A 24403-nucleotide genomic window follows, 5' to 3' on the forward strand; every position below is an offset into this window, starting at 1 on the left:
TAATTGCATGTTTTTTATCGAAGTTATTTTACCGCTTTCTTTAGAAAAAACGTTTACTTATCGTGTTTCTGAAGCTGAATTCCATTTTATTAAAAAAGGAATGCGTGTGGCGGTACCTTTTGGTAAAAGTAAAATTTACACCGCGCTTGTATTGGATATACATGAAAATGCGCCCACTTTATATGAAGCCAAGGAAATTCATCAAATTTTAGACGAAAAACCTATAGCAACCGAAACTCAGATAAAACACTGGCTTTGGGTTGCTAATTATTATATGTGTGGTATTGGCGATGTGTATCGTGGTGCTTTTCCAACAGGATTGCTGCTGGAAAGTGAAACCATTGTATCACATAAGCCAGAAGTAATCGTAAACGACTCTGAACTTTCTGATGATGAATTTCTTATCTATGAAGCCTTACAACATCAAAGCTCGCTAAAAGTTCAGGAGATTGCTTCTATTTTGAATAAAAAAAATATCCTGCCAACACTTCAAAAGCTATTAGCCAGAGATGTTATTGTTTTAGAAGAAGAAATAAAGGAAAGCTACAAACCGAAATTGGTTCGATATGTAAAGCTGCATTCACAATATGAAACCGATCGAGGTTTAGAAGAATTGCTTGAAGTTTTAAAAAATGCGAATAAACAAAAAGAAATTGTTTTAGCATTTTTTCAAATCAGTGCTTCAGAAAAGAAACCTATAACGGTAAAAAAACTGATTGAATTTTCAGGATCAACTTCTGCGGTTGTAAAAGCTTTAATAGAAAAAGAAATTTTTGAAGAATATTATCTGCAGCATGATCGGATTACATTTAATGGAAAAAAATCAGAAAATGAACTTCATTTAAGTGAAGCACAGCAAAAGGCTTTTTTTGATATAAAAGAGAATCTAAACGAGAAAGATGTTTGTTTACTGCATGGTGTAACTTCAAGCGGAAAAACCGAAATTTATATCAAATTAATAGAAGAATATCTGCATACCGGAAGACAGGTTTTGTATCTGCTTCCGGAAATTGCGCTTACTACACAATTAGTTTCCCGACTTCGTTTGCATTTTGGAGATAAAGTGGCCGTTTTTCATTCAAAATACAGTAATAACGAAAGAGTTGAGGTTTGGAAACAAACACTCGAAAATTCAGAAAAAGCACAAATCGTAATTGGGGCAAGGTCTGCGTTGTTTTTGCCTTTTAATGATTTAGGCTTATTGATTGTTGATGAAGAGCATGAACAGACTTTTAAACAAACAGATCCTGCGCCAAGATATCATGCCAGAGATGCAGCGATTGTATTGGGTAATTTTCATAAAGCCAAAGTATTGTTAGGTTCAGCCACGCCAAGTATTGAGACCTATTTTAATACACAAAACGATAAATACGGTTTGGTTACGCTTACCGAAAGATATAAAAATGTCCGCATGCCTGAAGTGGTTTTGGTTGACTTAAAAGACAAGCATTTCAGGAAAAGAATGACGGGGCATTTTAGCGATCTTTTAATTGAAGAAATTACTGAGGCTTTGTCTTTGGGTGAACAGGTAATTTTGTTTCAAAACAGAAGAGGTTATTCCCCTATAATAGAATGTCTAACCTGCGGACATGTTCCGCATTGTCAGCAATGTGATGTAAGTTTGACTTTTCATAAATTTAAAAATCAGCTTCGCTGTCATTATTGTGGATATTCTATTGCTAAACCAACTAACTGCCATAGCTGCTCAAGTATTGATTTAACAACGAAAGGTTTTGGTACGGAACAAATAGAGCAGGAGTTAGTGTCTCTTTTTCCAAAGGCTAAGACCGCCAGAATGGATCAGGATACGACTCGTGGTAAATTTGGTTTTGAAAAGATTATCGATAACTTTAAAAATAGAGAGATCGATATTTTAGTCGGAACACAAATGCTGGCTAAAGGTTTGGATTTTGATAATGTCAGTTTGGTCGGAATTATGAATGCCGATAATATGCTGCATCATCCTGATTTTAGAGCCTTCGAGCGTAGTTTTCAAATGATGACACAAGTGGCAGGAAGGGCAGGAAGATCTGAAAAACAAGGAAAAGTTGTGATTCAAACCTATAATCCAAATCACAATACAATACAGCAGGTTACCAATCATAATTATATAGGTATGTATAAAGAGCAATTATACGACCGTCAAATCTATAAATATCCGCCTTATTTCAGAATCATAAAACTGACTTTGAAACATCGTGATTATGATAAATTAAAAGAAGGATCAATGTGGCTGTATCAGGTTTTGAGTCAAAACCTGGGTATGCCGGTATTAGGTCCGGAAGAACCCGCAATAAGCAGAATCCGAAATGAATATATACGAACTATATTAATTAAGATTCCGCAGAACCTGCATTTGGGGAACACAAAAAAAACTATCCAGAAAATGTTGAATAGTTTTGAAGCTGTGGCTCAATACAGATCTATAAAAGTTGTTGTAAATGTCGATTTTTATTAACTCGGCGTAGATAACGCTTTTACTAAATCTTCTTTTTTGTTTCGGCTTAGCGGAATTTTGGTAATTCCAATTTCGGCAAACTTACTATTAAAACGCTCTACCTTGTCAATATTGATAATGTAAGACTTATGTACGCGAATGAATTTGTCTTTTGATAAATCATTTTCAAAAGATTTCATCGTAGAAAGTACCAGATTACTGTCGTCTTCGGTAACTACTCTTACATAATCTCCAAAAGCCTCGATCCATTTGATTTTAGCCGTAAATATTTTAAGTTTTTTAAGGTTACTTTTAATGAAAATATGTTCGCCTTCTTCTTCTTTAACTTCTTTTTTAAGAAGATGCATATCAATGGCTCTTTTTACAGAAGCGTTAAAGCGGTCTACCGCGATTGGTTTTTGCAGATAATCAGTAGCATCATAATCAAAAGCTTTTAAAGCATATTCAGCTTTAGAAGTAATAAATATAATTTGTGGTTTAGATTTTAAACCGTCAAGAAAATCAAAGCCATTAATAACTGGCATTTCTATATCCAGAAATATTAAGTCGATATTATTTAATGAGATACAACTTTTTGCTTCTATTGCATTAGAAAAATCCCCGATTAAATGCAAACCTGGGTGATTATTAACTAATTTTGCAATAATTGTCCTTTGTATAGAACTATCATCTACAACAACACAGTTTAGTTTCATAACATTTAAATTTAGAATAAATTCAGGATAGCAGTAGTAAATGTATAGTTTTTTTGGAAAATAAACTAAAAACGGCGTACATTTTTTGCATTATGACGAATAATAGAAAAAAAGTGTTGGTTATTTAAAAATAATGCTTACTTTTGCACCCAATTTTAACAAATAAATATTGTATTTATGAATCATTATGAAACTGTTTTCATTTTAAATCCCGTTTTATCTGAGGTTCAGGTGAAGGAAACAGTAACGAAATTTGAAGAATTTCTTACTAGTAGAGGAGCTGAAATGGTATCAAAAGAGGATTGGGGTCTTAAAAAAATGGCTTACGAAATCCAAAACAAAAAAAGTGGTTTTTATCACTTATTTGAGTTCAAAGTAGCTGGAGAAGTTCTACTTGCTTTTGAAACTGAATTTAGACGTGACGAAAGAGTTATGCGTTTCTTAACTGTAAGTTTAGACAAACATGCTATTTCATGGGCGGAAAGAAGAAGAGCAAAATTAAAATCTACTAAAGCGTAATTATTATGTCTACAATTGAGCAATCTGCAAAAGGAAAAAAAGACGGAGATATCAGATATTTAACGCCTTTAAACATTGAAACTAACAAAACTAAAAAGTATTGCCGTTTCAAAAAATCTGGAATCAAATATATCGATTATAAAGATGCTGATTTCTTATTGAAATTCGTTAACGAGCAAGGGAAAATTCTTCCTCGTCGTTTAACCGGAACTTCATTAAAATACCAAAGAAAAGTTTCTGTAGCTGTAAAAAGAGCTCGTCACTTAGCTTTAATGCCATACGTGGCCGATTTATTAAAATAATTAAAAACTCTAGTCGCTGGTTTCTGTTAAGTCAGAACCTAACTTCTAAAATATAAGGACAACAACATGGAACTTATTTTAAAACAAGACGTACAAAACTTAGGATTTAAAGATGATGTAGTATCTGTAAAACCTGGTTACGGTCGTAACTTTTTAATTCCTCAAGGTTTTGCTGTATTAGCAACTCCTTCTGCTAAAAAAGTTTTAGCTGAAAACCTAAAACAAAGAGCACACAAAGAAGCTAAAATTGTTGCTGATGCTAAAGCTTTAGCTGAAACTATTAAAGCTCTTGAAATTAAAATTACTGCAAAAGCTGGTGGAGAGAAACTTTTTGGTTCTATCACAAACATTGATATCGCAGAGGCATTAGAGAAATCTGGTAACACTATCGATAGAAAATTCATCACTAGCGGTATCGTTAAACGTATTGGAAAATACAACGCAACTATCCGTTTACACAGAGATGTTATCGTTGAATTACCATACGAGATCATTGCTGAAAAATAACATCTTGTTAACTTCTTGTTAATAAAATATAAAAATCACTCTTAGGAGTGATTTTTTTTTACCTAATTTTGAGTGAAATAACTTACTCAAAATCAGGAAAATGAAAAAAATCTTTGTATTATTGTTATGTTTGCTGGGTTTAACGGTTGTTACCGCGCAAACAACTACTTCGAGTATTAAGGGGATTGTAAAAAGTTCGACCAATGAACTTTTACCCGGAGCAGGAATCCTTGCGGTTCATACTCCAACAGGAACTAAATATTCTGCCGTTTCTAATGAAGACGGAAGATTTAGTATTTTAAACATGAGAATTGGAGGGCCTTACAAAATTGTAGTCTCTTTTGTGGGCTTTCAAAACGAAGAATATACAGATGTATATCTTGATCTGGGTAAACCTTTTAATTTGGATGTTCAATTGGCAGATCAAAGTCAGGCACTCGAAGAGGTAAAGGTTACGGCAAAAGACAAAGTTTTTAAAAGTGGAAAAACAGGTGCAGAAACCACAATTGGAAGAAGAGAATTAACTGCTCTGCCTACAATTTCAAGATCTGCAGAAGATTTTACACGTTTGGAGCCAACGGCCAGCGGCGGTTCTTTTGGAGGAAGAAACGATCAGTATAATAACTACTCTTTAAATGGTGCGGTATTCAATAATCCGTTTGGATTAGATGCTGCCACTCCTGGAGGACAAACTGGAGCTCAGCCAATTTCGCTAGATGCAATTGAGCAAATTCAGGTAGCAACTGCTCCTTATGATGTTACATTGTCCGGTTTTACAGGAGCTTCTGTAAATGCAGTTACAAAATCGGGAACTAATGAATTTCATGGAACGGCTTATGCTTTTTATAGAAATCAGGATTTAACTGGAGATAAAATTAAAGGCGAAAAAATCTTTGTGCCGTCATTAGAGCAGACACAAGCTGGTTTTAGTTTAGGTGCGCCTATTATAAAAGATAAGCTTTTTATTTTCGGGAATTTTGAAATTGATAACAGAAGCGATCTTGGCTCAAATTTCGTTGCCAACAACAACGATGGTGTTACGGGAATCAATGAATCAAGAGTTTTGGAATCTGATTTAATTGCGGTTTCTGATGCATTGGCAAAATTAGGATATAATACGGGGGCTTATCAGGGTTTTAAACACAAATCAAATTCAAGTAAAGGGATTATTAAAGTTGACTGGAATATCAACGATAATCATAAACTGGCTGTTATTTATAATTTCCTTGATGCTTCAAAAGATAAACCGGCTCACCCAACAGCTTTAGGTTTTAGAGGGCCAAGTGCTTCAATCTTACAATTTCAAAATTCCGGATATCAGATTAATAATAAGTTAAGCTCGTTTTTACTTGAGTTAAACTCAAAATTCAGCGAATCGGTTTCAAATAAATTACAGGCAGGTTATACTCATTTTAATGATTACAGAGATCCATTTTCTGTTCCGGCTCCTGTAATTAATATTCAGGATGGGGCTGGATCTAATTATATTATTGCGGGGCATGAACCTTTTTCTATTAATAATACATTAGATCAAAAAGTAATTCAAATTACAGATAACCTGACTTATACGGTTGGGAAACACGTTTTTACTTTTGGAACTTCTTTTGAAAAATTTGAATTTAAAAATTCTTTTAATTTAGCTGGTTATGACAATTTTGGAAATCCGAATGGTTATGCGGGAACTTTTTTTACACCGTATTTCACAGTTCAGGATTTCTTAAATGATGCTGCGCAGCCTTACGCTACAAGTATTATTGCGCAAAATCTTCAGTATGCTCAGGATACTTATAATACTAAAAGTCAATTTGCTGTGGGCAGCGATGGTGGCTGGAAACTCGCTGAGCTTAATGTTGGTCAGTGGGCATTTTATGCACAGGACGATATTAGTGTAAGTGATAATTTTAAATTAGCTATAGGTTTAAGAATTGATAAGCCTTTGTATTTCAATACAGCAGATTTAATTCAGAAATATATTGATACTGATAACGGCGGTTCAGGAAGAGATAATAATATTGATTATTACGATCCTCAAACTGGGCAGGCGGTAAAATTAATTTCTACAGATTTACCGAGCGATAGAATTCTCTGGTCGCCAAGAATTGGTTTTAACTGGGATGTAAAAAACGACGCAACTTCTCAGCTTCGCGGAGGATCGGGAATTTTTACCGGAAGAATTCCGTTTGTTTGGTTAGGAAATCAGGTAAGTGGTGCTGATGATAGTTTCTTTCAAATTATGGATCCGGATTATAAGTGGCCTCAGGTTTGGAGAACAAGTTTAGGTTACGATCATAGATTTAAAAGTAATTATATTGTTACTTTAGATTTGTCTTTTAATAAAGATATTAATGCGGTTCACGTACAAAACTGGGGATTAAAACCTCCAACAGGAACTTTGGCAGGTGTGGATAACAGGCCTATTTATGTAGCAGCCGATCACGGGGCGAATAATGCTTACGTAATGACGAATTCTGGTAAAGGAAGTGCTTTTAATGCTTCTGTTAAAGTACAGAAAAATTTCGAAAATGGTTTGTATGCCAGTGCTGCTTATAATTATTTGTCGTCAAAAGATGTTAACTCTATTGAGGCTGAGATTACGGGTGATGCTTTTTCTTTTAATCCGGCATTAGGAAATGTAAATAATGATGTGTTGTCTAATTCTAAATATGGCGATAATCATCGTTTTATAGGAGTTGCTTCAAAAAAATGGAAATATGGCAGCGATAAATGGGCGACTACGGTTTCTACATTTTTAGAATATGCTCAGGGAGGACGTTTTACGTATACTTACGGAGGTGATATTAATGGAGATGGTTCTTCGGTAAATGATTTAATTTATATTCCAACAACTGCGGAAATTGCTCAAATGAATTTTAGCGGGGCAGGTCAGGCAGAAGCTTTTGATAAATTTATTTCGCAGGATAAATATATGAGAGACAGAAGAGGGCAGTATGCAGAGCGTTACGGTGCGATATCTCCGTGGAGAGGAAGATGTGATTTGAAATTGATGCAGGATTATAATTTTAAATATTCATCAGCATCTGAAAAAACAAATACAATTCAGTTTAGTATCGATATTTTGAATTTTGGAAATCTAATAAATTCGGATTGGGGAGTTGTTCAGACTCCAACCAGCGTTCAGCCAATTGGGGTTGCTGTTGCTGGAAATACACCAACTTATACGTTTAATAATACATTGGTTAAAACGTTTAGTTATGATGCTAGTTTAACGTCTAGATGGCAGGCTCAATTTGGTATCAGATACATTTTTTAGTAAAGTAAAAAAAGTTATAAATTTGCCCTCGCATTTGTGAGGGCTTTTTTTTATGAATTAAAATGAAGCTTAAATATCCATACTCTTTTTTAGAGTGTTTTTAATACTAAAAGATAAATGAAGTACGCAAGATTAACAAAAGAACAATTTGATGAATTACACTCCGAATTTGCGAGCTTTTTAGCTACGCAGGCTATTGATAAAGCAGAATGGGATTCTCTTAAAATAAATAAGCCTGAAGTGGCAGAGCAGGAGCTTGATGTTTTTTCTGATTTGATTTGGGAAGGTGTTTTGGGAAGAGCTGAGTTTTTAGAGCATTTTTCAAAAAGTCATATTTTCCTATTTCAATGTTTTGATACTTATGTTCAGTCGATTGTACTGAAATCATTAGTTCCGGAAACTGACTTTTTAACTAAAGAAGGTTTGCAGTGGCTGAGTGATAATATGTTTACGGATAATATCGAAATGAAAGTTGGAAAAAAGGTATTTACGGAAGAAAGAAATGCTTCAATTTTTGAATTAATCAAGCAAGGTGCTTTTTTAAGTGATGGTCAATTATTTACGCAGATAAATACAATTTTAGAATCTTAAGTTGTAATGTATTCATCTTTAGGTTTTTAGAAAAGGTTAAGCAATTATGTTAAATTGTTTAACCTTTTTTACTTTTTTAACTTTTGTTTAATTTTTTAGTTTTTTTTATACCCGTATTTCTACGTGTTTTTTTCAAAATCTTCAAAGTTTTGTGTTTTTATGCAAAAAGATCTAAGTTGGTGGTAATCAGAGGTTAAAAATGTTAAATTTCAATCGATTGAAATGATATTTTTATAGCTTTTTTCTTTCAATTTATTATTTTAACATAAAAAAGTTACCATTCGTCGAGCATAGAGAATATCGCTGTTTTTCGCTTTAAACCTCCGTTTTTTCTTATATTTAGCTAATGTTTTTATTTTTAATGTTTTATTCAATTTTAAAAAAATAAGAATTTTACACTTGTTTTATTGTTTTGTTTTTTATAATTTTAGAATACAAAAGTTAAACAAAATGTTTTATCTGTTTTTTATAAGTAAAAAGATAATTTAAACTTTAGCTTTTTTAAACAATAATAGAATTTAGGAATGTAATAAATTATAATAAAATTGAATTTTAAATAATAACTCAAATCGCCTGCTTATGGAACTGACATTTACTTTTTTAATCAAGTTTGCATTAGGTTTTCATTTTATTTCAGCTTTATTTTTTATTATTTTGAAGAAAAACAAACTTCTTCTTCCTTTTGATTTTCCTTCTTTAATTTCAAACTTTCATAAAAAGTTTCCCAATTTATATTTTCAATATTTTAATTACGATCGACATTATTGTTGACGCTGTTTTTTCATGACATTTTGGTTATGGACAATAGTATTTAATTATTCAAATTTTTGAATGTAATTCTAAAATGAATAATTCATTAGAAAGAGTAATCAACTTTCTATTAAATTTTGAAATAATTAAATAGTATTGAATTAAAAAAATCTCCCCTCGTACACTTTAAATTTTCTTTTTTGAAAATTAATTCTATAACAAATCACTTCATTAGGAAGATTGATGCAGATCAGTATTTCCCAAAAGTTTCGGGATGTTATTTATTTCCAGGAAATAAAAAGCACTCATTAGTGTACTTCGGTACAATTGATACAACGTAGTTTTTTTGAAATTTTAAATTATAGTCTTTATGTGCTAAGGATTTGTTTTAGGTTTTAACCAATTGATTTTTAACGTTTTTTTTAATTGTGTAAGCATACGTGCTTATTGCAACAGGTATTTTATTGTCCATTTTCTAATCTTCCAAATTATGAAAAAAAAATTTACTTTTTGTAATCTCAGCTTCCAGAAGAGATTATTCGGACTAATGTTTTTAATCTTATTATGCACTAATGCATTTTCGCAGACTATTTGCAGACCTGTGTCTCAAACAAATAGCCAAGGTGGATTATTGTGTGTAGGATTAAATGTTGATAGTCCGGCCAACGCTTATGACAGCGCTGGCTTAACGACCTATGCAACCCTGACGAATGCCGTAGGGGTAGGTTGTTTTGTTGAAGAAACAATGACCTTAAACCAGACGGCGAGGGCAGGAGACCAAATTGCTATTTATTTTGGTACAGGAAATGGTCTGTTAGACGTTGGATTATTATCTAACGCTTCTATACAGGCTAAACTTTCTGGTTCAAATGTAGGTTCAAGTGTGGCGCTGAATAGTCCGCTTTTGAATCTAAATTTGTTATCGGGTAATACAGTAGCAGTTGTCAAATATACTTTACCGGGAGACGCTGATCAGGTACAAATTCAGGTTGGAGGACTCGTAAGTTTATTGGTAAGTTTAAGAATTTACGATGTACGATTGGAATTTGCACAGCCAACCGTAACCGGCGGTTTAACACAAACTGTTTGCGCCGGATCAGCAGCTACACTTACTGCGACTCCGGCCGCAGGAACAACTTTAGCCTGGTACAGTTCACTAGGATCTACAACGCCTTTAACAACTGGAAATACGTATACAACACCAACTTTAAATGCTTCTGCAACTTATTATATAAGTATTTCGAGAGTGGCAGGATGTGAAGGAAATGTTCGTGTTCCTGTAGTTTTAAATGTTTCAAATCCTGTTGCTCCCGCAATTAATAATACGGGAACTTCAATTTGTTCTACAGGCGCAACTCAGCAAACGACTTTGTCTCTTTTAAATCCTGTTCCGGGAACAACGTATACATGGTATAGTTCTGCATCGTCAACAACAGCATTAGCAACAGGAACGACCTATTCACCAACAGTTCCATTAGGAACTACGAGTTTTTTTGTTGAAGCTTCTATAGGAAGCTGTATTAGTCCTACACGTGCTCAGGTGAATGTGGTTTCTACAGCGGTGCCGGCAACACCAACAGTTTTAACACAAAGTGTTACGATTCAGTCAGGTCAAAATGCAACTTTAACAGCAACTACTTCAGAAGTTGGTGCGCAGTTAAACTGGTTTGATGTTCCAACAGGAGGAACCGCCGTTGCAACCAATACGACAACTTTTACAACGTCAATTTTAACGGCAACAAAAATATATTATGTCGAAGCTCAAAGCCCAAACGGACTTTGTCCTAGTGCAGCAAGAGTTCCGGTTACAGTTACTGTTCAACCGGCTTCTTTAGTTGGATGTTTGGAAGCTGGAAGCCAGCTTACTGCTCAAAATGGACTATGTTTATTATGTAGTTCTTCGAATCCAAATAATTCAGTTGATGGAAATACAGCAACAGCCTCAACTCTTACAGTACCTGTTGGATTAATTAATGGATGGATTCAGCAGACTTTACAATTTACAAATCCGGGTAGAGCGGGTGATATTGTAGATGTTGAATTAGAATTGCCAGGCGGAATTGCCGATCTTTCGTTATTAGGAGCTGTTAGTTTGGCAACTTATAATGGAGCGACATATAATAATGACAGAATTTCTGTTAGCAATCCTTTGGTTACTTTACAGTTATTAAGCGGAAATCGTTTTAGAGCCAGCGTAGTTGCGGGTGCCAATTTTGATCGTGTAGAAATTCGATTAGGAGGTTTGGCGACTGTGTTGACTACGGCTAATATTTATCAGGCAACTTACAGATTTAAAGCTCCAACAATAACAGGTGATACCACAATTTGTAGTGGTACAACTTCTACTTTAACGGCTTCTCTTGCGGTTGGTGAAACAGTAAATTGGTTTGCAGCTACTACAGGCGGAACTTCATTAGCTTCTACAGCAGCCTTTACAACTCCGGCTTTATCAGCAGCGACGACTTATTATACAGAGATAACCAGAAATGGTTGTGTTAATAGTGAAAGAAACCCGGTTCAGGTTTTAGTAGATAATCCTGTGCTTCCTTTAATTAATGCATCTCCATCAACTATTTGCAGCGGACAGTCAACTACTTTAACTGTTCAGGCACCAGTTGTTGGAACTCTTTACAATTGGTACGATGCATCTACGGGAGGTAATTTAGTTTTTACAGGAACTTCATTTACAACTCCGGCCTTAACAGCAAATACAGATTATTATGTAGAAGCTGCAATAGGTACTTGTTTAACAGCGACTCGAACTGCAGTAAACCTTGTTGTTAATCCTTTACCAGCTGTGCCAACTTTTGCTTCGACAGATGTTATTATTCAATCTGGGCAGACAGTTGCATTATCAGTTTCGAACCCTGTGGCAGGAGTTAGATATAACTGGTATGATGTTCCAACTGGAGGCACTTCTTTAGCTTTTAATACTACAAGCTATACACCAAGTCCGGTTTTAACAGCAAATAAAACTTTTTATGTTGAAGCTGTAGATGCGGTTACAGATTGTTCAAATCCAGTTAGAGGAGTTATTAATGTTATTGTAATCAATAATATTAGTACTTGTTTACAAGCTGGAACTCAAATTACGAGTACAGATGGTATATTATGTGGATTATGTACAGCTACTAATCCGAATAATTCTGTAGATGGTGATATAAATACCTATGCAGAACTTACTGTTCCACTTGGTCTTGGAGCATATATTCAACAACATTTGACTTTTGCGACACCAGGAGAGACAGGAGATATTATCGATGTAGAATTAGAATTACCGGGTGGTTTAGCTGATGTTAATTTATTAGGTGCTGTAAGTTTAGCAACTTACAACGGAGCTACTTATAATAATGACAGAGTTGCGGTTACCAGTAATTTATTAAATCTTCAGGTATTATCAGGAAATAAATTTAAAGCAAGTTTTACAGCAACTGCACCATTCGATCAGGTTGAGGTAAGATTAGGAGGCTTGGCATCAGTATTAACGAATTTATATGTTTATGCCGCTTCTTACAGATTTCCAAATGCAGCAATTACGGGAGCGTCTGCACCAATTTGTTCTGGACAAACGGCTTCTTTAACAGCTTCTGCAACAGGAACTGAAACGTTTACGTGGTACGATGCTCCAACTGGAGGAAATATCGTAGCGGTTAATCCAACGGCTCCGTTAACATCTACTACAACTTATTATTTAGAAGGAACTCGCGGAGGAACTTGTATTAATAGTTTACGTCAGGCAGTAACAGTTACTGTATTGCCAATTCCTACAGATGCTGATGTTATCATTACAACACCAGTAGAAGCTAGTTGTACTGGAGATGCGGTTTTAACTCCAACATCAAGTACCATTACCGGCGCTGAATTTAGATATTATACAGATCAGAATAAAACTCAGGAAATTATCACAGGAACTACTGTTGTAAGCCAGCCTGGAGTTTCATTTACTAAAGATCCTATAACAGGAGCATTAACTATTGCAGGTTTAAGTGCAGCAGGAACTCCTTATAATTATTTCGTTTCTATCTTAAATGGCGGAACTTGCGAAAATGTAAACGGAACATTAAAACAAGTTACTGTTAACTTCCCTTCAACTACTGTTTTAACTGTAAATTCAACATTAGCAGGTTGCGGAAGTGTTAATTTAAGAAATGCTATAACCAATTTTGATTCATCAGGAAATACAACCTATACTTTCTATGATCCGTCAAATAATGTAATTACTGCCGATGCTGCAGCCAATATTACTACAGGTGGTGTTTATTCAATTCTGGCTCAACAGAATGGAGTTACTTGTCCGTCAGCTCAGCAGTCAGTAACGGTGACAATTAACGCATTACCAAGCTTGGTTGTAACAAATCCGCAAGAATCGGTAAATATAGGTTCAAATGTGACTTTAACAGCCACTTCAACAGCAACAATCAGCTGGTTTGATCCACAAGGAAATGCTTTAACAGGACCAGTATTTACAACAGGAGTTTTAAATACTCCGGGAGTTTATACTTATACAGTGGTTGCCAGTGATGGAATTTGTACTTCTACAGCAACAAAAGTAATCAACGTAATTGATTTAAGCAGCTGTCAGTCTTTATCAGAAAGAGTTTATGCAACAGCACAAACTTCAGGTTCAATTGTTACAGGAACAGTTACTGACGGAGGAAATGCTATCGACGGTAATCCGCAGACTTATTCAACTATTACAACAGGTTTAGGACTTTTGGGAGTTGGTACAACCTGGCAGAATTTAACCTGGCCAGCAACAATTACTAAAGGAACTCCGGTTACTATTAAATTAGGATCAGAATATAGTTTATTAGCAGTAGGTCAAAATTTATCAGTAATAGGAACTATAGGTGGAGTTGATATTGGAGCAATGCAATCTGTATCAGGATCATTATTAAATCTAATTTCTGGAGATAATACCTATGAATTTACTTTTGTTCCTTCAGATGCGTCAGGTCCGCAGGATTATGACGGAATCAGAATTCAGTCAGCTTCAATATTAAGCGCGGCTCAAAATACCAAAGTTTTTGATGCTCATTACAACAGATCAGTTTCAAGCGTAACTTGTACTGCGGGAGATATTCGTGATATTTTCTATGGAGCAACAGATTTAGGACTTCCTGTTGGAGCTGCAACAGCTCTATTAGGAGTAAGTGATGCATGGAATATTGCGGATAATGATATTACCACTTTTGCCACAATGTACAGTGGAGCAGGAGTTTTGGCTGCTGCCGATTTAACAGTTGATTTTAAAACACCATCTGTAGTCAGCGATACATTAAGAATTGTAATCTCTAAACCGGGAACACTTTTAGATGTTAACTTATTAACTGGATTTTCAATCCAGCGTTATTTAGGAAACGTTGCGGTTGGTGCTCCAATTCAAAATACAAGTACTTTATTAAGTTTAAGATTATTGCCCGGAAATTCAATGGCAATGGCTTTGGTTTCTTCACCAACAGAAGTATATGACAGAGTAAGAATTCGTTTTGGAGGCGTTGCCGGAGTATTAGATTTCTTAAGAGTTCATACTGTAGAAAGAGTAGCTAATACAACCGTAATAGGAGCAGATCCGGATAACAAAATAACAGTCTGTCCGGGAACCGATATAACGCTTCAAATACCGGAAGAAGCTTGTTCGACCTATATATGGTACGATGCAGAAACAGGAGGAACTCCACTTGCTACAGGAATTACTTATACAATTCCATCTACTTTAGCTGCCGGAATTTATAAATATTACGTACAGCCGGTACGTTATGGCTGCGAGACTTTTGCAAGAGGAGAAGTAACGGTTGAAGTAAAAGCTTCTTCACCAGTGAATGCTCTAACAGATATTACTTTAAACGGAGGAACAACAACATCAATTTGTTCGCCTTCAGGAAATGTGACATTAGCAACAAGTTTAAGCGGAACACCAGTTGTAACCAACCCAGTTTACTATTGGTACAGTTTTAACGGAACAACGGCTCAGTTAATTCCAGGTGAAACAACTTCACAATTAAATATAACAGGATTAGTACCGGGAACTTATACTTATTATGTGGGCGTAAGCGGTGATCAATTTTGTGAAACAGCAGCAGCAGACAGAAAACAAATTACATTTACGATTCTGCCTCCTTCAACAGTAAACGATATTTTAGTTGATGATATAACCGTTTGTCACAGCGTACCAGCGTCATTGACACCAACTGCACCAACATTAACAAATCCAGTATTTACATGGTATTTAGATGCTGCTAAAACTCAGCCAATAACAAATGGAGCTGTGATAGCAGGAGTTACTTATACCATAGATGCTGCGGGAGTTTTAACTGCTGTAGGATTAACAAAAGCAATGAGTCCGATTACCTATCATGTGGCTGTTGCGAGTGATAATACTTGTGAAAATCTTGCAGGAACACTACAAGATGCCGTAATTATTATCAGTGATCCAAATACGCCAACAACTACAGATACCACACAAGATTTCTGTTTAGTTGATGCACCAACAATTGCCAGTATTCAGGTAAATGAATCAAATGTAATTTGGTATAACGTTTCAACAGGCGGAACAGCGATTCCATCCACAACAGCTTTAACAACAGGAACTTATTATGCCGCTGCTACAGATGCAATTACAGGATGTGAAAGTAGTGTAAGATTAGCCGTAGCGGTAACAGTAAGCGATCCGGGTACACCAACAACAACCGATACCACTCAGGATTTCTGTTTAGTAAATGCACCAACGGTTGCCAATATTCAGGCAAATGAAACCAATATAGTTTGGTATTCAGCTGCGACAGGCGGAACAGCGATTCCACCAACAACAGCTTTAGCTACAGGAACTTATTATGCTGCTTTATTAGATGTAGTTACAGGCTGCGAAAGCAATACAAGATTAGCAGTAGCGGTAACCGTAAGCGATCCGGGAACACCGACAACTACAGATACTACTCAGGATTTCTGTTTAGTTGATGCGCCTACAGTGGCAAGTATTCAGGTAAATGAAACCAATATAGTTTGGTATTCAGCAGCGACAGGCGGAACAGCAATTGCTCCAGCAACAGCTTTAGCAACAGGAACGTATTATGCAGCTTTACTAGATGCAGTTACAGGCTGCGAAAGCAATACAAGATTAGCCATTGCAGTAATCGTAAATGATCCGGGCACGCCGACTACAACAGATGCAACACAAGACTTTTGTTTAGTAAATGCTCCGACAGTTGCTGATATTCAGGTAAACACACCAGCGACAGGAAGTATCGTTTGGTACACAGCTGCGACAGGCGGAACAGCGGTTCCATCAACAACAGCTTTAGCAACGGGAACTTACTATGCGTCAATTTTGGATCCGACAACAAACTGCGAAAGCGCTGTAAGATTAGCAGTAGCGGTAACAGTAAGCGATCCGGGTACACCGACTACAACAGATACCACTCAGGATTTCTGTTTAGTTAATGCACCAACAGTTGCGAGTATTCAGGTAAATGAAACTAATGTAGTTTGGTACTCAGCTGCCACAGGCGGAACAGCAATCGCTTCTACAACTGCATTGACAACAGGAACTTATTATGCAGCTTTATTAGATGCAGTTACAGGCTGCGAAAGCAATACAAGATTAGCCGTAGCCGTAACCGTAAGTGATCCGGGCACACCAACAACTACAGATACCACTCAGGATTTCTGTTTAGTTGATGCACCAACAGTGGCAAGCATTCAGGTAAATGAAACCAATGTAGTTTGGTACAGTACAGCCACAGGCGGAACAGCAATTGCTCCAGCAACAGCTTTAGCTTCTGGAACTTATTATGCTGCTTTATTAGACGCTGTAACAGGCTGCGAAAGCAACACAAGATTAGCCATTGCGGTAATCGTAAACGATCCGGGCATGCCAACTACAACAGATGCAACACAAGACTTCTGTTTAGTAAATGCACCAACGGTTGCTGATATTCAGGTAAACACTCCAGCGACAGGAAGTATCGTTTGGTACACAGCAGCAACAGGCGGAACAGCGGTTCCATCAACAACAGCGTTAGCAACAGGAACTTATTATGCTTCAATTTTAGATCCTGCAACAAACTGCGAAAGTGCGGTAAGATTAGCCGTTGCCGTAACAGTAAGCGATCCGGGCACGCCGACAACAACAGATACCACTCAGGATTTCTGTTTAGTAAATGCACCAACAGTTGCGAGTATTCAGGTGAATGAAACCAATGTAGTTTGGTATTCAGCTGCCACAGGTGGAACACCAATTGCTCCAACAACAGCTTTAGCAACAGGAACTTATTATGCAGCTTTACTAGACGCAGTTACAGGCTGCGAAAGCAACACAAGATTAGCAGTAGCGGTAACAGTAAACGATCCTGGTACACCAACAACTACAGATACAACACAAGACTTCTGTTTAGTTGATGCGCCTACAGTGGCAAGCATTCAGGTAAATGAAACCAATATAGTTTGGTATTCAGCTGCAACAGGCGGAACAGCGATTGCTCCAGCAACAACTTTAGCTTCTGGAACTTATTATGCTGCTTTATTAGATGCAGTTACAGGCTGCGAAAGCAACACAAGATTAGCCATTGCAGTGCTCGTAAATGATCCGGGAACGCCAACTACAACAGATGCAACACAAGACTTCTGTTTAGTAAATGCACCAACGGTTGCTGATATTCAGGTAAACACACCAGCGACGGGAAGTATCGTTTGGTACACAGCTGCAACAGGCGGAACAGCGATTCCATCAACAACAGCTTTGGCAACAGGAACTTACTATGCATCAATTTTGGATCCGGCAACAAACTGCGAAAGCGCTGTAAGATTAGCAGTAGCGGTAACAGTAAGCGATCCAGGAATACCAACAACAACAGATACCACTCAGGATTTCTGTTTAGTAAATGCACCAACAGTTGCGAGTATTCAGGTGAATGAAACCAATGTAGTTTGGTATTCAGCTGCCACAGGTGGAACACCAATTGCTCCAACAACAGCTTTAGCAACAGGAACTTATTATGCAGCTTTACTAGACGCAGTTACAGGCTGCGAAAGCAACACAAGATTAGCAGTAGCGGTAACAGTAAACGATCCTGGTACACCAACAACTACAGATACAACACAAGACTTCTGTTTAGTTGATGCGCCTACAGTGGCAAGCATTCAGGTAAATGAAACCAATATAGTTTGGTATTCAGCTGCAACAGGCGGAACAGCGATTGCTCCAGCAACAACTTTAGCTTCTGGAACTTATTATGCTGCTTTATTAGATGCAGTTACAGGCTGCGAAAGCAACACAAGATTAGCCATTGCGGTAATCGTAAACGATCCGGGCACACCGACTACAACAGATACTACACAAGACTTCTGTTTAGTAAATGCTCCGACAGTTGCTGATATTCAGGTAAACACACCAGCAACAGGAAGTATCGTTTGGTACACAGCTGCCACAGGCGGAACAGCGATTCTATCAACAACAGCTTTAGCAACGGGAACTTACTATGCGTCAATTTTGGATCCGACAACAAACTGCGAAAGCGCTGTAAGATTAGCCGTAGCGGTAACAGTAAGCGATCCAGGAATACCAACAACAACAGATACCACTCAGGATTTCTGTTTAGTAAATGCACCGACAGTTGCCAATATTCAGGTAAATGAAACTAATGTAGTTTGGTACTCAGCTGCCACAGGTGGAACAGCGATTCCACCAGCAACAGCATTGGCAACTGGAACTTACTATGCTGCTTTATTAGATGCAGTTACAGGCTGCGAAAGCAATACAAGATTAGAAGTAGCAGTAACCGTAAGCGATCCGGGAACGCCAACAACAACAGATACCACACAAGACTTCTGTTTAGTTGATGCACCAACAGTGGCGAGCATTCAGGTAAATGAAACTAATATAGTTTGGTATTCAGCTGCAACAGGCGGAACAGCGATTGCGCCAGCAACAGCACTTACAAGCGGAACTTATTATGCAGCTTTACTAGATGCAGTTACAGGATGCGAAAGCAACACAAGATTAGCCATTGCGGTAATCGTAAACGATCCGGGCACGCCGACTACAACAGATACTACTCAGGATTTCTGTTTAGTAAATGCGCCTACAGTGGCGAGCATTCAGGTAAACACTCCAGCGACAGGAAGTATCGTTTGGTACACAGCAGCAACAGGTGGAACAGCGATTCCATCCACAACAGCTTTAGCAACAGGAACTTATTATGCTTCAATTTTGGATCCGGCAACAAACTGTGAAAGTGCAGTTAGATTAGCCGTTGCCGTAACAGTAAGCGATCCGGGAACACCAACAACTACAGATACCACACAAGATTTCTGTTTAGTAAATGCACCGACAGTTGCCAATATTCAGGTAAATGAAACTAATGTAGTTTGGTATGCAACAGCTACAGGCGGAACAGCAATCGCTTCTACAACAGCTTTGACTACAGGTACTTATTATGGATCAATTTTAGATGGAACTACGAATTGTGAAAGTGCGGTAAGATTAGCTGTTGCGGTAAGCGTGACAGATCCTGCTACGCCAACAACGACAGATGCTGCACAGACTTTCTGTTCAGGAAATGCGCCAACAGTATCTGATATTCAGGTAAATGAAACCAATGTAGTTTGGTATGCAGCTGCAACAGGCGGAACAGCAATTCCACCAACAACAGCATTAGCAACAGGAAACTATTATGGAGCTATTTTAGATCCGGTTACAGGATGCGAAAGCAGTGTAAGATTGTTAGTGGCGGTTACAGTAGGAAACACAGTTAATCCAACTACAAATGATGCTACACAAGATTTCTGTTCAACAACTTCACCAACAATTGCGAGCATTCAGGTTAATGAAAGCAACGTTACTTGGTTTAGCACAGCTACAGGCGGAACAGCGATTCCATCAACTACAGCTTTAACTACAGGAGTTTATTATGGTAATATTGTAGACGCTGCAACAGGATGTGAAAGTTCAACTCGCTTGCAAGTTACTGTAACGGTAACAGATCCGAGTCCAACACCAACTACAAATGATGCGACACAAGATTTCTGTTCAATAAATTCACCAACAGTTGCTAATATTCAGGTAAACGAAGCCAATGTTATTTGGTACAGTACTGCCACAGGCGGAACACCAATTGCACCAGCAACAGCTTTAACATCCGGAACCTATTACGGAGCAGTTGCAAGCGCAATAAACTGTGAAAATCCAGTAAGATTAGCCGTTGTTGTAAATGTAAACACGCCGGGTACTGTAACAACACCAAATACAACACAAACATTCTGTTTATCTAAACTGCCAACACTTGCTAACATTTTAGTTAACGAACCAAATGTTGTTTTCTATTCTACTGCCACAGGCGGAACACCGCTGCCAGCAGGAACATTGCTAGTTGCAGGAACTTATTATGCAGCAGCACTTGCGAATACAACAAACGGATGTGAAAGTGCCAACAGACTTGCCATTACAATTGCTTTTGAAAATGACGCTTTAGTACAGCTTACTACTACAGACGACACACCATGTGTTTTCCAGGGAGTAACGTATTCAATTGCAAACGGAAAATCAAATTATGTTTGGTCTGTTACAAACGGAACAATAATTTCTGGAGGAGGAACTGCAGATGGTTCTGCAACAGTTTCATGGTCAGATATCGGACCGGGAAGAATTGAAGTTACTTACACAAACAATTGTGATGAAACCACAACCAAATTCTTAAACGTAACAGTGGCAACTTGTTCTGATTTAACGATTACGAATGTAGTAGACAATCCAACTCCAAATTTTGGTGACAACGTAACTTTTACAGTAACAGTAAATAATGTTGGAGAAGGAAGTTTTATTAATCTGCTTGTTAGTGATTTATTACCATCAGGATACGATTTGGTAAGCTCAAATACATCAATAGGAACTTATAATCCAACAACAGGACTTTGGACAATTCCAGCGCTTGCATCAGGACAAAGTGTAACATTAACAATAGTAGCACAAGTACTTTCAAGCGGAGATTATCTAAATGTTGCTACTGTAGAAAATTCAACTCCATTAGATGTTGATCCTTCAAATAATACGGCGTCGGCTTTTGTTGAACCAATTTGTCTAACGGTTTACAACGAGTTTACACCAAACAATGACGGAGCTAACGATCTTTTTAGAATTGATTGTATAGAAACATATCCTAATAATGAATTAAAAGTTTTTAATAGATATGGTGCATTAGTGTACAGTAAAACACACTATGAAAACGATTGGGACGGAACTGCAAATGTTTCCGGAGTAGTTAATAGAGGAGATATGCTGCCAACAGGTACTTATTTTTATGTGATTACCATTGGAGATGGAACGGTTAAAAAAGGATGGTTATCAATTATGAGATAACGTTCTATTAATCATCTAATTAATTAAACTAAATAAGTATCGTTATGAAACTATATATAAAACCATTAGAAACGTATTTCATTTTAATATGTTCTTTTATTACAGTATGTGTTAGTGCACAACAAGATCCTCAATATACCCAGTATATGTATAATACAATGGCGGTAAATCCGGCTTATGCCGGATCTACCGGCACTCTCGAAGCCGCACTTTTACACCGTTCGCAATGGGTAGGAATTTCAGGAGCGCCCGAAACACAATCGTTTTCAATTCACGGACCTTTAACTAATGAAACAATTGGTTTGGGATTAAGTATTGTAAATGATAAAATTGGTCCTTCAAATGAACTATATGTTGACGGAAACTTCTCTTATTCATTACCACTTGGTTACGATAAAAGATTAGCATTTGGTATAAAAGCAGGTATGAGAATGCTAAATATAGATTGGTCAAAAGGAAGATATTACGATAATAATGATGTTCTTTTAAACCAAAATATTAATAATCAAATGAAATTGGCAGTAGGAGCCGGAATCTACTATTACACACAAAGATTTTATTTAGGCTTTTCTATTCCAAGTTTTATGCAAAACAACTATTATGATGATGTTCAGGAATCTATAGATTATGATCGTTTACATTATTATTTAATGGGAGGATATGTTTTTGATTTGAGCCCAAGTTTAAAGTTCAAACCAGCGTTTTTAGTAAAAGCGGTAAGCGGAGCACCGATTACTGCTGATGTATCGGCAAATTTTATGATTGTTGAAAAATTTGTTATAGGAGGATCATACAGAACCGATGATTCGGTAAGTATTCTGGCAGGTTTTCAAATATCTCCTAGTTTTTATCTGGGTTATGCTTTTGATTACACCACAAGTCAGTTGAATAAATATAACGATGGAACACATGAATTTATACTTCGTTATACATTCAACAAAGGCCAAAGTAAAATTAAGTCTCCACGATTCTTCTAAAAACAAAACATATGAAAAAAGTATATATCCTAAGTTTAGTCTTGAGCATTACGTTTAGTTTTGCTCAAAAGACTAATTTAAAGAAAGCAGATGCTTTGTTTAGAAATTATTCATATACAGATGCATCAAAGGCTTACGAAGAAATTTTACAGAATGTTAAAAATCCAACGACGCAGACCATAAAAAACGCTGCCGACTCGTATTATTTTATTTCTGATGCAAGAAACGCTCTTAAATGGTATCGTAAACTATACGAAGTTCAGGGAAATAATTTAACTGATATTTACTATCTGCGTTATATTCAAACCATGAAAGCAGTCATGGATTATGATGAAGCAGACAGAATTACAAAAGAATATCTGGATAAAAAAGGAGACCAAAAGGAAATTGACCGCTATGTAGCTCAAAAAAAACAGTTAGATAGTTTAGCAAAAGCCAAGCCTCTTTATGATATAAAAAATCTGGATATCAATACCAGTAAATCTGATTTTGGAACTACTTTCTATCAGGAAAAAATTGTTTTTACATCGGCAAGAGATACCACCAAGTTTAGTGAAAAACTCTATACATGGAACAATCAGCCTTTCCTGAATTTGTATGTTTCAGAAAGAAATCCGGCAGATGGAAGTCTATTTAATGAAAGTCTGTTCATTCCAAACGTAATGAGCAAATATCATGAAGCTACAGCAACCTTTGACCCAAGCGGAAAAATAATTTATTACACCACCAACATTTTAAAGAAAAACAAACTGGTTGTGGATGGTGATAAAGTCAATAATTTCCAAATCGTAAAAGGCGATGTTGTAGATAATAAATTAGAAAATCCGCAAAATGTATTCTTCAGCAGTGATGATTATTCTGTTGGGCATCCCTCTTTAAGCGATGACGGAAAATGGCTTTTCTTTGCTTCAGATATGCCGGGAGGTTTTGGAGAAACAGACTTGTATGTTGTTAAAATTTCTGATGACGGAACAATGAGTTCTCCGCTGAATCTTGGACCAAAAATCAATACAATTGGTAATGACTTGTTTCCTTATTACAGAAACGGAATGCTTTATTTTTCTTCAGATGGACATTATGGTTTAGGAGATTTAGATGTTTACGAAAGCAAATTTTTGCCAGACGGAACTTTTACAACGCCTCGAAATCTGGGAGCTCCAATAAACAGTAACAAAGACGATTTTGCTTATATCGTTGATAAATCAGACTCATACGGTTATGTTTCATCAAACAGAGCAGGAGGAAAAGGCGACGATGATATTTATTCGTTTACAAAAGGAAAACCAGTTTGTAATCAAAGTATTTCCGGACTTGCTGTTGACAGAAAATCAAAACTTCCTCTGGCAGATGTAACTATTATGGCTTACAATTCGTTTAAAGAAGTTTTGGGCGAAACCAAAACAAACTACGAAGGAAAATATGCCATAGTGGTTCCTTGTGATAAAGTTGTAAACATGATTGCTGCCAAACCAAATTACAGCAGCGATGAAAAAACGGTAACAACAGGGAAAGATAACGAAGGAGAAATTCCAAATATCAATTTTGAACTTAGCAATTACGACGACTTAGTTGTGAAGAAAAAAGGTGTAGAAAAAGTAGATGTTAATCCAATTTATTTTGATTATGACAAATATGATATTACACCTTTGGCAATAGAAGAATTGACAAAAGTAGTTTTCATCATGCAGAAGTTTCCAAACATCAGAATCAAAATTGAATCACATACAGATTCAAGAGGAAAAGATGCTTATAATTTAAAACTTTCAGATAATAGAGCAAAATCAACCAGAGATTATATTATTTCTCAGGGAATAGACGCTTCAAGAATCGAAAGTGCCATTGGTTATGGCGAAAGCCGTTTAATCAATAAATGCAAAAATGGAGTGAAATGTACTGAAGAAGAACATTTGTTAAACAGACGCTCCGATTTCATCATTATTCAAAAATAGTACTATATTTACGATCTAATTTATTGATAATC

At 36.6% G+C, this 24403-nt stretch carries 10 protein-coding genes; 9 read left to right on the forward strand and 1 reads right to left on the reverse strand.

The annotated features are described in order from the left end of the window. Positions 1-7 precede the first annotated feature (7 nt). The gene (gene priA, locus ABDW27_RS20930; RefSeq protein WP_343697675.1) at positions 8-2458 is read left to right on the forward strand and encodes a primosomal protein N'; all 2451 of its coding nucleotides are present in this window, start codon (positions 8-10) and stop codon (positions 2456-2458) included. Here the strand turns inward: priA and ABDW27_RS20935 are convergent. Continuing rightward, positions 2455-3153, reverse strand: a complete 699-nt coding sequence (locus tag ABDW27_RS20935; protein ID WP_343697676.1) for a LytTR family DNA-binding domain-containing protein — start codon at positions 3151-3153, stop codon at positions 2455-2457. The genes priA and ABDW27_RS20935 overlap by 4 nt on opposite strands. 177 nt (positions 3154-3330) lie before the next feature. On the opposite strand from ABDW27_RS20935, the gene rpsF reads away from it, so the two are divergent. From rpsF to ABDW27_RS20975, 8 genes are all read left to right on the forward strand, one after another. Beyond that, entirely contained in the window at positions 3331-3672 is a 342-nt protein-coding gene (gene rpsF, locus ABDW27_RS20940; protein WP_068842999.1) for a 30S ribosomal protein S6, read from the forward strand. Positions 3673-3677: 5 nt separating this feature from the next. Next, positions 3678-3974, forward strand: a complete 297-nt coding sequence (rpsR, locus tag ABDW27_RS20945; RefSeq protein WP_002987043.1) for a 30S ribosomal protein S18 — start codon at positions 3678-3680, stop codon at positions 3972-3974. Positions 3975-4040: 66 nt separating this feature from the next. Then, entirely contained in the window at positions 4041-4481 is a 441-nt protein-coding gene (gene rplI / locus ABDW27_RS20950) for a 50S ribosomal protein L9 (protein ID WP_343697677.1), read from the forward strand. 100 nt (positions 4482-4581) lie between these two features. Continuing rightward, the gene (locus ABDW27_RS20955) at positions 4582-7752 is read left to right on the forward strand and encodes a carboxypeptidase regulatory-like domain-containing protein (protein ID WP_343697678.1); all 3171 of its coding nucleotides are present in this window, start codon (positions 4582-4584) and stop codon (positions 7750-7752) included. Between the two features lie 117 nt (positions 7753-7869). Beyond that, positions 7870-8343, forward strand: a complete 474-nt coding sequence (locus ABDW27_RS20960) for a DUF6495 family protein (protein ID WP_343697679.1) — start codon at positions 7870-7872, stop codon at positions 8341-8343. Positions 8344-9583: 1240 nt separating this feature from the next. Beyond that, on the forward strand, positions 9584-21445 hold the full coding sequence (locus ABDW27_RS20965; RefSeq protein ID WP_343697680.1) for a gliding motility-associated C-terminal domain-containing protein: 11862 nt from the start codon (positions 9584-9586) through the stop codon (positions 21443-21445). A gap of 44 nt (positions 21446-21489) precedes the next feature. After that, positions 21490-22422 (forward strand): type IX secretion system membrane protein PorP/SprF, encoded by a 933-nt coding sequence (locus tag ABDW27_RS20970; RefSeq protein ID WP_343697681.1) that lies wholly within the window; start codon positions 21490-21492, stop codon positions 22420-22422. 11 nt (positions 22423-22433) lie between these two features. After that, positions 22434-24371 (forward strand): OmpA family protein, encoded by a 1938-nt coding sequence (locus tag ABDW27_RS20975; RefSeq protein WP_343697682.1) that lies wholly within the window; start codon positions 22434-22436, stop codon positions 24369-24371. Positions 24372-24403 lie beyond the last annotated feature (32 nt).

Source organism: Flavobacterium sp., from assembly GCF_039595935.1.
GTDB lineage: Bacteria > Bacteroidota > Bacteroidia > Flavobacteriales > Flavobacteriaceae > Flavobacterium.

What these genes read in the sequence shown, in the direction of transcription:
- priA (WP_343697675.1), top strand. Translation starts at nt 8, where the DNA reads ATGTTTTTTATCGAAGTTATTTTACCGCTTTCTTTAGAAAAAACGTTT.
- ABDW27_RS20935 (WP_343697676.1), bottom strand. Translation starts at nt 3,153, where the DNA reads ATGAAACTAAACTGTGTTGTTGTAGATGATAGTTCTATACAAAGGACA.
- rpsF (WP_068842999.1), top strand. Translation starts at nt 3,331, where the DNA reads ATGAATCATTATGAAACTGTTTTCATTTTAAATCCCGTTTTATCTGAG.
- rpsR (WP_002987043.1), top strand. Translation starts at nt 3,678, where the DNA reads ATGTCTACAATTGAGCAATCTGCAAAAGGAAAAAAAGACGGAGATATC.
- rplI (WP_343697677.1), top strand. Translation starts at nt 4,041, where the DNA reads ATGGAACTTATTTTAAAACAAGACGTACAAAACTTAGGATTTAAAGAT.
- ABDW27_RS20955 (WP_343697678.1), top strand. Translation starts at nt 4,582, where the DNA reads ATGAAAAAAATCTTTGTATTATTGTTATGTTTGCTGGGTTTAACGGTT.
- ABDW27_RS20960 (WP_343697679.1), top strand. Translation starts at nt 7,870, where the DNA reads ATGAAGTACGCAAGATTAACAAAAGAACAATTTGATGAATTACACTCC.
- ABDW27_RS20965 (WP_343697680.1), top strand. Translation starts at nt 9,584, where the DNA reads ATGAAAAAAAAATTTACTTTTTGTAATCTCAGCTTCCAGAAGAGATTA.
- ABDW27_RS20970 (WP_343697681.1), top strand. Translation starts at nt 21,490, where the DNA reads ATGAAACTATATATAAAACCATTAGAAACGTATTTCATTTTAATATGT.
- ABDW27_RS20975 (WP_343697682.1), top strand. Translation starts at nt 22,434, where the DNA reads ATGAAAAAAGTATATATCCTAAGTTTAGTCTTGAGCATTACGTTTAGT.